At 69.2% G+C, this 13,487-nt stretch carries 11 protein-coding genes; 6 read left to right on the top strand and 5 right to left on the bottom strand.

Annotated elements, in window-relative coordinates; all coding sequences use genetic code 11:
• Positions 1-13: 13 nt before the first annotated feature.
• Entirely contained in the window at positions 14-517 is a 504-nt protein-coding gene (locus tag ACFYXF_RS04315) for a flavin reductase family protein (RefSeq protein WP_389347972.1), read from the bottom strand.
• Positions 518-648: 131 nt separating this feature from the next.
• Here ACFYXF_RS04315 and ACFYXF_RS04310 point away from each other — a divergent pair, with 131 nt between their 5' ends.
• The 3 genes from ACFYXF_RS04310 to ACFYXF_RS04300 all read left to right on the top strand — a co-directional run bounded on the left by ACFYXF_RS04310 (position 649) and on the right by ACFYXF_RS04300 (position 4,023).
• Positions 649-1,188, top strand: coding sequence for a MarR family winged helix-turn-helix transcriptional regulator (locus ACFYXF_RS04310; RefSeq protein WP_389347971.1), 540 nt, complete (start codon positions 649-651; stop codon positions 1,186-1,188).
• A gap of 191 nt (positions 1,189-1,379) precedes the next feature.
• Positions 1,380-2,681: an NAD(P)/FAD-dependent oxidoreductase gene (locus ACFYXF_RS04305; RefSeq protein ID WP_389347970.1), complete on the top strand. Its 1,302-nt coding sequence runs from the start codon at positions 1,380-1,382 to the stop codon at positions 2,679-2,681.
• 112 nt (positions 2,682-2,793) lie between these two features.
• Positions 2,794-4,023, top strand: a complete 1,230-nt coding sequence (locus ACFYXF_RS04300; protein WP_389347969.1) for a PucR family transcriptional regulator — start codon at positions 2,794-2,796, stop codon at positions 4,021-4,023.
• A gap of 71 nt (positions 4,024-4,094) precedes the next feature.
• Here ACFYXF_RS04300 and ACFYXF_RS04295 read toward each other — a convergent pair whose 3' ends face one another.
• From ACFYXF_RS04295 to ACFYXF_RS04285, 3 genes are read right to left on the bottom strand one after another with little or no spacing between them, the layout of a single operon-like run.
• The gene (locus ACFYXF_RS04295) at positions 4,095-5,915 is read right to left on the bottom strand and encodes a dipeptide ABC transporter ATP-binding protein (protein ID WP_389347968.1); all 1,821 of its coding nucleotides are present in this window, start codon (positions 5,913-5,915) and stop codon (positions 4,095-4,097) included.
• A 41-nt stretch (positions 5,916-5,956) separates the two neighbouring features.
• Positions 5,957-6,823 carry an ABC transporter permease gene (locus ACFYXF_RS04290; RefSeq protein WP_389347967.1) on the bottom strand — a complete coding sequence of 289 codons (867 nt, stop codon included), beginning with the start codon at positions 6,821-6,823 and terminating at the stop codon, positions 5,957-5,959.
• On the bottom strand, positions 6,823-7,788 hold the full coding sequence (locus ACFYXF_RS04285; RefSeq protein ID WP_389347966.1) for an ABC transporter permease: 966 nt from the start codon (positions 7,786-7,788) through the stop codon (positions 6,823-6,825). Before ACFYXF_RS04285 ends, ACFYXF_RS04290 begins: the two co-directional genes overlap by 1 nt.
• 459 nt (positions 7,789-8,247) lie before the next feature.
• Here ACFYXF_RS04285 and ACFYXF_RS04280 point away from each other — a divergent pair, with 459 nt between their 5' ends.
• Positions 8,248-9,888 carry an ABC transporter substrate-binding protein gene (locus ACFYXF_RS04280; RefSeq protein WP_389347965.1) on the top strand — a complete coding sequence of 547 codons (1,641 nt, stop codon included), beginning with the start codon at positions 8,248-8,250 and terminating at the stop codon, positions 9,886-9,888.
• 68 nt (positions 9,889-9,956) lie between these two features.
• On the opposite strand, the gene ACFYXF_RS04275 is transcribed toward ACFYXF_RS04280, so the two are convergent.
• Positions 9,957-11,279, bottom strand: coding sequence for an NAD(P)/FAD-dependent oxidoreductase (locus ACFYXF_RS04275; RefSeq protein WP_389347964.1), 1,323 nt, complete (start codon positions 11,277-11,279; stop codon positions 9,957-9,959).
• Between the two features lie 329 nt (positions 11,280-11,608).
• On the opposite strand from ACFYXF_RS04275, the gene ACFYXF_RS04270 reads away from it, so the two are divergent.
• Positions 11,609-12,007: a cupin domain-containing protein gene (locus ACFYXF_RS04270; RefSeq protein WP_389347963.1), complete on the top strand. Its 399-nt coding sequence runs from the start codon at positions 11,609-11,611 to the stop codon at positions 12,005-12,007.
• Between the two features lie 33 nt (positions 12,008-12,040).
• Entirely contained in the window at positions 12,041-13,486 is a 1,446-nt protein-coding gene (locus tag ACFYXF_RS04265) for a hypothetical protein (protein WP_389347962.1), read from the top strand.
• Position 13,487: the final 1 nt, after the last annotated feature.

The raw sequence follows: 13,487 nt of genomic DNA, 5'->3' as shown, positions 1-13,487 counted from the left end.
AAGTGAGGGTTGGTCAGATGAGGTGCTCGACGCCGTCGGCGGACTCTACGGCGCTGCCGAAACGGCTCCAGGCGTAGGTGAGGGCGTCGCCGTCGCGGTGGCCGAGGGCGATCACCTGGCCGAGGACGAGGGTGTGGTCGCCGCCGTCGTAGGACCGCCAGGGGACGCACTCGGCCCAGGCGAGCGGATTGTCCAGTCGGGGGACGCCGCTGCCGGGTGCCCAGCGGGGTGCGGCGGCATCGGGGGTGCCGGCGAACTGCCGTGCCAGCGGCTCCTGTTCGCGGCCGAGGACGTTCACGCAGAACGGCCGGTCGAGCAGCTGGTCGTGGCAGCGTGCCCAGCGGGCGACGCTGACCAGCACCAGCGGGGGCTCGGCCGAGACCGAGGTGAACGAGTTGATGGTGGCCCCGCGTGGGCCGTCGTCCCCCTCGTAGGTCACGACGGTGACGCCGGTGACGAAACGGGACATGCAGGCGCGCAGGGCGCCGGGATCAGGGGGAGCGAGGGTTTCGGGCATGGGTGACTCCCTTGAACGGAGCACATGGGGTGAATGGTGCGATAAGCGGACCAAGATATGTAATAAAACCTTTGATTAATGCGGGAACGTACCGCAGGACGGGCTTCTTGGGAACCCCCTAGACTCCGGACGTGCCCCAGGACCCGCCTGACAACGACCAACTGCACTTCTGGTCGTTCATCGACCACGCCATTGAGCGGACCGCCCGTGAACTGCCGGACGTGGACCCGCTCGCCATGCGCATGGTGCTCACCCTGCACCGCGCCGCGAACATGGTCGTCTACGACCTGGAGTCCAGCGTCCACCGGCCGCGTGGCTGGTCCTGGCCGGGGTTTCGTGTGCTGTTCGTCGTCTGGCTCACCGGACCCGTGGAGGCCAAGAAGGTGGCCGAGCTGTCCGGGATGAGCCGCGCGGCCGTGTCCTCCCTGGTCGCGACGCTGGAGAAGGACGGGCTGATCAGCAAGGAACGGGCGCCGCACGACAAGCGCGCGGTCCATCTGACCCTGACGGAAAAGGGATTGGCCGCCGTCACGGGGGCCTTCCGGGAGCACAACGCGCGCGAACAGGCGTGGGCGGGGTCCCTGAGCCCCGACGAACAGTCCACGCTGATCGGCCTGTTGGAGAAACTGACCGCACAGTCGGTGCACTTCGACGCACGCCATCGGGCGTAGTCCCGAGGCCGGTGTCCACGCCGTTCTACAAACGACGCGTCGATACCGGACAACGTTCGTCGGACGATGGATGTCCCACCGGCCGCACTTGACGATGCTCCAAGGACCGAGGCGGGTGGGGAGTTCCGGCCCCAGCTCGCCCGGACCTCCGTGTCGTCACGAAGCCGCCGCAGGTGGGGAAGAGGCCGAGCATGAACGTGGACGTGGTGGTCATCGGCGCCGGTGTGATCGGTTCCGCGATCGCGCTCGAACTTGCCCGCTCCGGGCGGACGGTCGCGATCGTCGACAAGGCCGGCGGCGTCGGACACGGCTCCACGAGCGCGTCGAGCGCCGTGGTGAGGTTCAACTTCTCGACCCGGGCCGGCGTCGCGGCGTCCTGGGAGGCCAGGCACCAGTGGGAGAACTGGGCCGAGCACCTGGGCACGAGGGACCACGACGGGCTGGTGAGCTTCCGGCGCACCGGCCTGGCCATGCTCGACGTGGACATCGCACCGCGCGGTACCTACCTCCAGCACTTCCGGGACATCGGCGTTCCGTACACGGAATGGGACGACAAGGACCTCGCCGAGCACGTTCGCGGAATCGACGTGGGCCGGTACTGGCCGCCGGCCCGGCTCGACGACGACCGGTTCTGGGCCGACGCGAAGGGCACCCTGGGCGCGGTGTTCACCCCTGACGGAGGGTTCGTCAGCGATCCCCAGCTCGCCGCCCAGAACCTCGCCGACGCGGCCGTCGCACACGGAGCCGTCGTCCTGTCGCGCAGCACGGTGGTGTCCGTGGCGCGTTCCGTCGGCCGGGTGGCGGGCGTCGGTCTCGGGGACGGCAGGCGGATATCGGCCTCGGTGGTCGTCAACGCGGCCGGACCGTGGTCGGGGAGGGTCAACGCGCTGGCGGGCGTGGGTGCGGACTTCACCGTGGGCCTTCGTCCGATGCGTCAGGAGGTCCACCATGTGCCGGCTCCGCCCGGCTACCAGGAGCCGGGAACCCTCGGTGTCGCCGTCGCCGACATGGACCTCGGCATCTATCTGCGGGGCGAGACCGGCGACGGCCTCCTCGTCGGCGGCACCGAACCCGAATGCGACCCCCCGCAGTGGCTCGACGACCCGGACGCGGCCGCTCCCCACCCCACCACCGAGGTCTTCGACGCTCAGGTGACCAGAGCCGCGCGGCGTCTCCCCGGCCTGCGCGTGCCCAACCGGCCGAAGGGCGTGGTCGGGGTCTACGACGTCGCGGACGACTGGACGCCAATCTACGACCGCACCGATCTGCCGGGCTTCTACGTCGCGATCGGCACCAGCGGGAACCAGTTCAAGAACGCGCCTGTGGTGGGTCAGTTCCTGGCCGCGATCATCGAGCAGACGGAGAACGGCCTCGACCACGACACCGCTCCGGTGCAGTTCCTGACGCGGCACACCAAGCAGCTCATCGATCTCGCCGCGTTCTCCCGCAAACGCCCCCGCAACGGCGCGAGCTCCGGGACCGTCATGGGCTGACCAGGGATGGGCGCCGCCCGCGTGGTCGGCTCCGTTCAACGCATGTTGCGTCTGAGTCGGATATGGACAACACTCGTCCGCACCGCCTCCCGCGCTCGAATGGAGCCCTGCCATGCACTTCGACGAGGTGCAGCCGATCGTCGACACTCTGGCGGCCCGTCTGGGGCGGTCGGTGGCCGTGGACGACCCCTCGATCCGGCTGATCGCCGCCAGCCGGCACTTCGGCGACGAGGACGCCGTCCGGGTCCGCTCCGTCCTCGACCGCGAGGTTTCCAAGGACATCCACGACTGGGTCATGGCCCAGGGAGTCGCCACCTGGACCGAGCCGACGCACATGGCCCCCTGCCCCGATCTCGGCATCAGCACCCGCGTGTGTGCCCCGGTCCGCTGCAACACCCTGCTGCTGGGTTACCTCTGGCTCATCGACGACGCGCGGGAGATCGGCGCGGACGACCTGCGCGCCACCGCCGAGGCGGCCGATGCGGTCGGGCTCGTCCTCTACCGGCGCATGCTGCTGCGTGAACGGGAGCGTTCGCACGAGGAGTCGGTGCTGCGGATGCTGATCTCACCGGAACGCGAAGACCGCCGGCACGCCATCGCGGACCTGGTGAACGAAGACATCCTTGCCAACCCGGGGCATATGGCCGTCCTGGTCCTGGAGATCGACACGCCCCCGGGCGGGGACGACACGCTGGCCATGGAAGCATCGATCGAGCACCTGCGACGGACCATGCCGGCCCGCTCCATGCTCACCGTGGTTCAGCAGCGGCGCGCCATCCTGGTCCTGGCCGGCGCGCGACCGCACACCGACCTGAGACTGCGCGCCGCCGCGGAGCTGCTGCGCGAACGAGTCGCCAAGGCAGTGAACAGGAGTGGTGGCTGCGCGGTGGGCATCAGCGTCAGTCACCCCAGACTGGAGGCGGTCGTCGACTGTCACCGTGAGGCCGTCACCGCTGTGCGTGCCGCTCGGCTGCTGCCGGTGTTCGGCGAGATCGCGTCCTGGGCGACGCTGGGTCCGTTCGGACTGCTCCTGCGGATCGACTTCGACGAACTCGCCGCAGAACTGCCTTTTCCGGGGCTGAAGGAACTGCTGGGCGACCCGGCGCACGCCATGCTGGTCGAGACCGCCGAGGAATTCCTGGACCGAGCCGGGGACGTCAACGACACCGCCCAGGCACTGCACGTCCACCGCACGACGCTGTACCACCGTCTCAAGCGGGCCGAATCCGTCTCCGGACTCTCCCTGAGCAACGGGCTGGATCGCCTGACACTCCATCTGGCACTCAAGCTGTCCCGGCTCGCGTCAGCGCATCGAACCAGGTCGGCGACGCAGAGCGGGTGACACGGCGCAAGTGCCACGGAGTCGTGGCACTCGGGGGTCGCCTGAGCATCCACCGCCACGGCGGCCCGGGTTCAGGACGCGGACACGGGGCTCGCCGCGGGAGGCTCCTGCGTCCAGGAGCCGTCCTTACCGGGGACCGACTCCACGAGCCGGGCGGTGTAGGGATGTTGCGGCGAGTCCAGCACCGTGGTCGTGTCGCCGCTCTCCACGATCTCCCCCTTGCGCAGCACGATGGCGCGATCGGTCATCTGCCTCACCACCGAGAGATCGTGGGTGATGAACAGCATGCTCGTGCCCAGGCTGCGGCGGATCTCGCGGAGCAGCTCCAGGACCTGTGCCTGGACGGACACGTCGAGCGCGGCGACGGGCTCGTCGCAGATCAGCAGGCGTGGCCGCACGGCGAGGGCCCGCGCGATCGCGACGCGCTGACGTTCACCGCCGGAGAGGGCGCCCGGCCGACGGGCCGCGTACGAGGCGGGGAGCCCGACCATGTCGAGCAGGTCGCCGGCCTGTCGCGGACGATCGTCGCCCGGCGCGCCGACCGCGATCGCCTCGTCCAGCACGGTCCCGATGGTCAGCGCCGGGTTGAGGGAGGCGTAGGGGTCCTGGAAGACCACCTGCACCAGGCTCCGGACCCGCTGGACCTGTGACCTGCCGAGCTTGCTGTAGTCACTGATGTCGACGCCGTCCAGACGGATGCGACCCGAGTCGGGTTTCGCGAGCCCGAGCACGCAGCGGGCGATGGTGGTCTTCCCGGATCCCGTCTCACCGACCAGGCCCAGCGATTCGCCGGCCCGGATCTCGAACGAGGCGTCGTGCACGGCGGTCGTCTCGCGTGCCCGCCCGACCAGTGAGGTCGTCCGGAAGCTCTTGCGGACGTTCTCCACCACCAGCAGCGCCCCGTCGTCCGGCGCGGGCGGCGGCAGGGCGGAGCTGACCAGCCGCACCTGGCGCTCGCGGATCTCGCCGCGGATCTCGCCGATGCGTACACAGGCCGATGTCCGGTCCACTCCGGCCGGGACGAGCGTGGGCCGGGCCGTCGTGCAGATGTCGGTCTGCCAGGAACATCGGCTCGCGAAGGAGCACTGGCCGGCGACGGCGTCGGCGGACGGCACGCTTCCTGGGATGGCCGTGAGCTGCTCCACGTAGTGGGCCACCGGAGGCTCCGCGACGAGGAGGCCGAGGGTGTAGGGGTGTTCCGGCGCGCGGGCCAGTTCGGCCGCCGGCGCGTCCTCGATGACCGAGCCGGCGTACATGACCATCACCCGGTCGCACACGGAGAAGGCGACCCGCAGGTCGTGCGTGATCAGGACCAGCGCCATGCCGCGGTCGCGCTGCAGCTTGCGCAGCAGGCGGAGGACCTCGTCCTGGGTCGTCGCGTCGAGCGCGGTGGTCGGCTCGTCCGCGATCAACAGTTCGGGGTCGCTCGCGATGGCCGCGGCGATCGCGACGCGCTGCCGCATGCCGCCGGAGAGCTGGAAGGGATAGCGGTCCGCGACCAGGTCTGGATCAAGGCCCACCTCGGTGAGACGACGCGCGACCTCCGTCCGCGCCAGGGCGCGGTCGCGCCGGACCTCGGGCCGCAGCGATTCGCGCAGGTGCTCGCGGATGGTCTGCAGCGGGTTCAGCGCGGTGAAAGGATCCTGGAGCACCATGCTGATCCGGCTCGCGCGCAGCGGACGCAACTCGCGCTCCTTCCGGCCGAGCAGCGGGATTCCGTCGAAGACGACATCGCCTTCGGCGCGCACTCCGGCGGGGAGCACCGCCATGACGGAGCGGGCGGTCAGGGTCTTGCCGCTGCCGGACTCGCCGACGATGCCGAGCGTCTGCCCGGCCTCCAGGGCGAAGCTGACGTCCCGGACGAGGGTGACCCCGTGACCGGCGGTGGACACAGACAGGTTCCGGACGGACAGCAAAGGGGTGCGGTCGCCGCTCATCGGTGCCCGCCCCGCTCGGCGAAACGGTCGTACATCCAGTCTCCTATGAGGGTCACGCTGGTCGCGGTGAGGATGATCAGCAGTCCGGGCGCGAGGGACAGCCAGGGGTTGACGGACAGCAGGCTCTGACCGTCCTGCAGCAGCGAACCCCAGTCGGGCGTGCCCGGCGGGGCCCCGAGTCCCAGGTAGGACAGCCCGGACAGGCCGATCAGCGCGCCGACGAAGTCCAGCAGGAATGTCGCGATGATCGTGGGCATGATGTTCGGGGTGATGTGACGGAGCATGATGCGGTGCGACGGCAGCCCGAGAGTGCGCACCGCCTCGACGTAGGGGAGCCGTGCCTGCACCTGCGTGGCACTGCGGCACAGCCGGATCTCGGCCGGGAGGGACAGGACCGTCAGTACCAGGACGGCGAACCAGTAGCCGCCGCCGGCGACGCCGACCAGCACGATGATGACCAGCAGACCGGGAAGGGCGTACATCAGGTCGGCGAACCGGTTGACGGTGGCGTCGACCGCTCCGCCGCGATAGCCGGCGACTACCCCGAGGGTCGCGCCGAGTGCCACGGTGCCCAGTGCGACCAGGGCCGGGCCGACGACCGCGATCCGGGCGCCGGCGATCACCAGCGACAGGATGTCGCGGCCCAGCGTGTCCGTGCCGAGCAGGTGCCCGTTGCCCGGAGTGGCGGCGCTGGCCAGCAGGTCCTGTGCCTTTGGGTCGTACGGCGTGATCCATGGACCCACCAGGACGAGCAGCAGGATCACGGCGGCGACCACGAACGCTGCGATCACGAGCGGCGACGGCCGGGCGGGCTTGTGCCGGCGGCTTTCCGTGCCGGTCGCGGGCGGGGTCAGTATCGTCATCACGCACCTCCCTTCGCGGTGGTACGGGTGCGCGGGTCGAGGGCGAGTCCCAGCAGGTCGACCAGCAGGTTGACCACGATCACGAACGCGCCGAGCATCAGGGCCACGGCCTGGACCACCGGTACGTCCTTGTCGGTCACCGAGGTGAGCAGCAGGGTGCCCACGCCCGGCAGGGAGAAGACCTGCTCGACGAAGAGGCTGGCGGACAGCGCGGCGATGATGAGCATCCCGGCGCTGGTCACGACCGGCAGGGACGAGTTGCGCAGGGCGTACCCGAGGAGCACGCGCGCGGGGCTCAGGCCCCGGATCCGGGCGAAGGTGATGTAGTCCTGCCGCATGACCGTCAGGGTCGCCGCCCGGGTCTGCCGGACGACGATCGCGGACAGGAAGGTCGCCAGGGCCAGTGCCGGGAGGGTCAGGTGGGTGAGCCGGTCGGTGAAGCCGGTGCCTGCGCCGTAGACCGGGAACCAGCCCAGCGTCACCCCGAACACGTAGAGCAGGACGATCGAGATCACGAACGCGGGAGCGCTGACTCCGACCGTGGCGAAGAGGGAGATGCCCCGGTCCGTCGCGGTGCCGCGCCGGATGCCGGCCGCCATGCCCAGGGGGACGCCCGTCAGCACGACGAGCACGAACGCGTAGAGCGCCAGCTCGACCGACAGCCCCATGCGGGCGGTGATGATGCCGCTCACTGGGGAGTCCGTCTGGACCGAGATCGACTGGCCGAAGTCGAGCCGCACGATCCCGCCGAGCCAGTGCCAGTACTGGGACAGGAACGGGGCGTCCAGGTGGTACTTGCTGTTGAGCGCGGCGATCAGCTCCGGACTCGCGGGCCGGGTCCCGAGCAGTGTCTGGACCGGGGAACCGGGGCTGATCGAGAGCAGGCCGAACACCAGGAAGCTCAGGACGAGCAGGATCAGCAGCCCGCCTGCGAGACGTTTGAGGACGAAGAGAGCGATGGTCATACGTACGTTCCCTTCTCCGGTGGAGTGCCGGTCACGATGAGACCGGTCGTCGCGTCCAGCCGGAGGATGGCCGGAACCATACAAGTTGTTGACTTGGTTGACAATATGTTAGGGCCCTCTCATAAGGGATGGAATCGACGCGTTACGTGACCGCAACAGGTGAGGTCTCTCGTGGTTGTGAGGCTCTTCTGATACGCCAGGGTCATGACTTGGAGTGCGCTTTCCTACTTCTGTTGATGGTGTTGACTTCTTGTTGTGGCCTGTCGCAATAATGTGCGACCGTCTCCCGATCTCGAGACGCACCGGCGGCCGGAAAGGCCGTGTCGGTCGATCAGCGGCGCCGCGCAGACGAGCGATGTTGCGCCACTTTCACCATCGTCAAGATCGAAACGCGGTCGGCCGACAGGCCGGAAGGCGCGACAGGCACCGCGGCAACCAGAACGAGACAAGGAAGCCAAGATGAAACTTGGTGAGTTCCATCCGCGCAGGGGAACGCGTTCACTGTCGGTGCTTGTGGCGGTCGGCGCGAGCCTGCTGGCCGCCGGATGCACCAACACGGCGACGAAGGACAGCGGCGGCGCCGCGCTGACGGACAAGGTGATACCGACGTTCACCTGGGGCCTGGAAGCCGCCCCTCCCTCGCTCGACTACGCCAAGAGCTACGCCTCCACGGCCCAGTCGGTGCTCCCGCTGGTCACCGAGCCGCTCGAACGCGTGGCGAGCGACGGCACGTTCACCCCGGCTGTGGCCGCCTCGGTGACCCAGCCGGACGCCACCACCATCGTGTACAAGCTGCGGTCCGACGCCCGGTTCTCCGACGGACAGCCACTGAAGCCCGAGGACGTGGTCTGGAGCATCGAGCACGCCGTCTCGCCGACCGCGCAGAGCCTGGCGGCCATCCCGGGCGGAGTGAAGAAAGTGAGTGTCACGGGCCCGTCCGAGGTCACCGTGAAGCTCCCCTCCGCGGCTCCGACCGCGCGCGCCGGGCTCGCCATCGCCGCGCTCGTGCAGGAGGCCAAGTTCGCGAAGGCCCATGCCAAGGACCTCGGCAACGCCGACGCGCCCCCGGTCGGTACCGGGCCGTACAAGATCGACCAGTTCGACGCGCAGAAGATCACACTGAGCCGGAACGCTTCGTACGCGGGCACGAAGCCGGCACCCGACAAGGTCGTCTTCTCCGTCGTCACGGACGACAACAGCCGACAGCTGGCGTTGAGGTCCGGATCGATCGACGGCGGTCAGATCACCAATCTCAAGAGCGGCAGCCAGTGGCGCGCCATTCCGGGAGCGACGGTCTACTCCACCGCGGCGTTCATCCAGGACTTCATCGCTCTGGACACCAGCAAGGCGCCCTTCGACGACGTCCACGTGCGCCGGGCCGTCGCCTACGCGATCGACAAGCCGGGCCTTGCGAAGGCGGCCTTCGGTGACTTCGCGACACCGTTGAACTCCTTGGTCCCCGCGGGTGAACTCGCCGGCGTCGCCGGTTCCACGAAGAAGGCGCAGCAGTTCGTGGACGGGCTGCCGCAGTACGGCTTCGACATGGCCAAGGCGAAGGCGGAGCTCGCCAAGTCGGCGACCCCGAAGGGCTTCACGACGACCGTGGAGTACCAGAGCGCCATCCCGTGGCAGAAGCTCGCGGTGCTGAGCCTGCAGCAGAACCTGGCGCCGCTCGGCGTGACCATCACCCCGAAGAGCGTCACCCCCAACGAGTGGGCGGCCAAGTTCTCCCAGCACCAGCTCACCGGGCTGAGCCCCACCGGACCCTTCGGCGCCACGACTCCGGATCCCGCCTCGCTGCTCGGACAGTTCGTCGGCAAGGACAACATCGGGCCCCAGAGGATCAACATCGCCAACTGGACGACGGCCAAGGTCGAGCAGGCCCTGCCGACCGTCAACACGGCGGGGACGGCGGCGAGCCGATGGGCGGCGACCCGGACGATCCTGTCGGAGGTCGCCGACCAGGTACCCTACGTCCCGCTGTTCACCGAGAACACGGCGTTCGCCCTCCGGGAGGGGTACGGCTTCGTGAAGAAGGACATCGACTTCTACGACGTCGTCAACGGCGGCTGGATCTACGACGTGAAGGCGACCGCGTAGGGCGGCTGACCAGCACGGCAGCACCATGGAAGGGCCTCCGGCACGATGGACGTGCCGGAGGCCCTTCTTCAGCGCGTCGTGGGTTCGGCCTCGGCCGGCGGCCACGGACGGGTCTTCCACACGACTCCCTCCAGGTGCTCGTACATGGATGTGTCGTCGGGGAACTCGGCCGGGTCGAACCGGTCAGGGCGGAAGGAGGCGAGATCGGTGAAGGAGGTGTCACCGCGTACCAGCTGGGCTCCCGCGCGGCCCATGGCGGGGCCGTGCGAGACGCCGGTCTCGTTGTCACCGCCCAGGACGATCGCGTTGGGACAGCCGGGCACGCGCCCGATCACCAGTTGGCCGTCCGGCGTGTAGACCGGCATCCCCTGGAGCCAGGACTTGACCGGAAGCTCGGAGATGCCCGGGAACACCCGGTCCAGCACATGGGAATGGGCGCGGACCGCGTCGAACAGCTCCGGCTTGCGCGGCCGGCCGAAGGGCAGCGACCCGCCCGGAGGGGCCAGCTGGAACGCGGCCCGGTATCCCGCCGAGGTACCGAAGGTGAGACCCCCACCGCTCTCCCGCAGCCACAGGGGGAATTCACGGCACTGGATAGTCGGCATGGAATCCGGGACCCCGCAGACCTCGGTCACGATCCTGGTCGCCACGAAGGGCAGCAGCGGCAGCCGGACGTCCAGATGGGCGAGGATTCGGTTGGTCCAGGCACCGGCCGCGACGACCACCGCGGCGGCGGGGAGGTCGCCGGCGGTGGTCCGTACGGCGGTCACCTGTTCCCCGTCCCTGACCAGGCCCTCGACCGTGGCATCGGTCAGCACCCGGCCGCCCATCGTTTCGACGAGCCCGGCCACGGCGGTCACCGCCTGCCCGGTCTCCAGCTGGATCCCGCTGGGCATGAGAACACCACCGGCGACCGCCGACGCGTCGACCACACCGGTCCGCTCGGCTACCTCGGCCGCGCTGATCGCGCGCGTCCCCGGTGAGGCGAACGGATGATCCACGAGCACCTGCACATACTGCTCGTACCGCTCGCGGGTCACGGCGAGGACCAGGTTCCCGTCGTTGCGGTAGCTGATCTCGTGACCCTCCTCGTGCAGTCGACGGTAGAAGTCCAGCGAGTACTGTTCGAGCGCGAGACCCGCTGCCCCGAAATCCCCCATTCCGGCGGCCCAGAGGGCGACGAAACCGGCCCCGGCCGCGGTGGTTCCCCCGCCCGGTTCGTTCCGGTCGACGACCGTGACGTCGCGGGCGCCCGATCGCAACAGGTGATAGGCGGCGGACACGCCTACGATCCCCGCTCCGATCACCACGACCGGATCCGACGGATCAAGCCGGTCCCATGAGGAGGACTCCGCTGCGGCGGCGGTCATGTCCATGTACTGCGAACTCACAACGGTGCCTGCCTTCGCTCGACGGGAGAGATCGGGAGAAGAGGCCGATGCTAGGCAGCCCCGCGAATGATGGTCCATGTACGATCGTCGCTTCGCGCGGGGGCGCGGTGCTACATGCGTTGCGGGGGCGTCGAAGCCACAGGCCGTACACCACGGGAACGGGCCGGGGCGGCATGGGCGAGCGGTCCAGCTACGTCCGTTGCGTCGATCACGGTGACGGTTCTACATGCGTCGCATGCACGCCACAGGCGTGGCTGCCATGCTGCGTGCACATGAACGGGCGGTGAGGTTCTCCTCGACGCCACGAAGGCATGGAAGGGGCGCCGCCCATGTCAAACAGCACTCGGCGTCCGACCGTCGACATGGCGCCGGGCGCCGTCCGCGAGGTCAGTGCGGCCCACGGCGGTGTCGGAGTGACCGCGCTCCGGCCGCTGGCGACGACCCAGGGCGCTCCCTTCTACGTTCTGGACTGGGAGTTCCCGCCCGGCACCAGCGAGGGAGCGCACCACCACCGCGACGAGCCGATCGGCGTCGAACATTACGTCGTCGTGCGGGGCACCGTGGTGATCGTCGTGGACGGCGAGGCCCATGAGCTCACCGCGGGTGACGCCATGGCGATCCCGCCGCACTGCGTGCGCGAGGTACGCAACCACTTCGACCGGCCTGCCAGGGTCCTGCTCACCGTCGAGCGACTCGTTGCGGCCGACGACGTCCTCCAGGACACCTGATCGAGAAAGGCCGTGCCAGAGGTGACCCAGCAGATGACAGCGCCCGGGAAGCTGAACGGAGTGTTCGGCGGACGGGAGATCACCTACACCTTCTCCTGCGACGAAGTGGACGTGCGCACACAGGACGGCCGGCCGCTCGGCACACAGTCCGTCTTCTCGTACATCGCCGACCACACCCTCGACGAACCCTCACGCCGGCCGGTCCTGTTCGCCTTCAACGGGGGCCCGGGGTCGTCCTCGGCGTTCCTGCACCTGAGCGGCATCGGACCACGGCGGGTCGCCGTCCCGCGAGATCTCTCCGAGGGTGTTCACCCGCCTTACCTCCTGGAGGACAGCCCGAACTGCCTGCTCGACGTGGCGGACCTGGTCTTCATCGACCCCCTGAACGCCGGTTTCGGCCGTTCGGTTCCCGATGCCGACCTCACCGAGCCGTACTCGATCGAGGGCGATGCCCGCCTCTTCGCCGAGGTCATCACCGACTGGATCACCCGGCACGACCGCTGGGACTCGCCGAAGTTCCTCATGGGGGAGAGCTACGGAACCCACCGTGCCCCGTTCGTCGCGACCCAGCTCCACGGACTCCGGTCCATCACCGTCGACGGCCTGATCTTCCTCGGCCAGGCCCTCAACGTCCAGGAGACGCTGCAGCGTCCCGGGAACCCGGTCGGGATGCAGGCGGCGCTGCCCTTCTACGCGGCCGCGGCCTGGTTCCACGGCCGCGGCTCGCGAGCCCATACCACGGTCGACGAGGCGGTCGATCACGCGGTCGAGTACGCGCACGGAGAATTCGGAGCGCTCCTGCTGCAGGGCAACCGCAGCCGGGCCGAGGACCGCAGGCGGGCGGCGGCGCATCTGGAGGAGATCACGGGCATCGAGGCCCAGCGCTGGCTCTCGTCCCGGTTCTCGATCAAGAAGGACGAGTTCCGGCAGTCGCTCCTGGAGCAGGAGCGCAAGACCCTGGGCATGTACGACGCCCGCTACGTCTCCGCCACTGCGGACAGCGGTGCCGGGGAAGCGCCGATCGAGGCGGCGCTCTCCCATCTCGCCCCGGCCTGGAGCGCGGGACTGGCTCGGCATCTGCGTCAGGACCTCGGGCTGGACACCGGTGTCCCCTACCGCGTGATGGACGTGCAGGCCCCGGCACGGTGGAGCTGGCACGACACTTGGTCGCAGCAGATGAACTTCACGGGTCAGCCGTCCCCCTTCGACACATACGCCTATGTCGCGAGACTGACGCAGCATCTGCGCCGGGCTCCGCGCTCGCGGCTCTTCATCGGCACGGGCCACTACGACGCGCTCACGACAGTCGGCGCGGTCGAACACCTGCTGCGTCAGTACGACCTGCCCGAGGACCGGGTGGTCGAGCGCCGCTACCCGGCGGGCCACATGCCCTATGCGGACCCGGCCTCCCTGGTCGCACTGACCGGCGATCTGCGGTCCTTCATATGTCTTGACAAGATCTCCCAGGAAGAGGGTTAGA

The sequence above is a fragment of the Streptomyces sp. NPDC002680 genome (assembly GCF_042889145.1).
GTDB classification, from domain to species: domain Bacteria; phylum Actinomycetota; class Actinomycetes; order Streptomycetales; family Streptomycetaceae; genus Streptomyces; species Streptomyces adonidis.
Note: the sequence above shows the minus strand (reverse complement) of the source record. Positions and strands in the feature narration are given on the sequence as shown.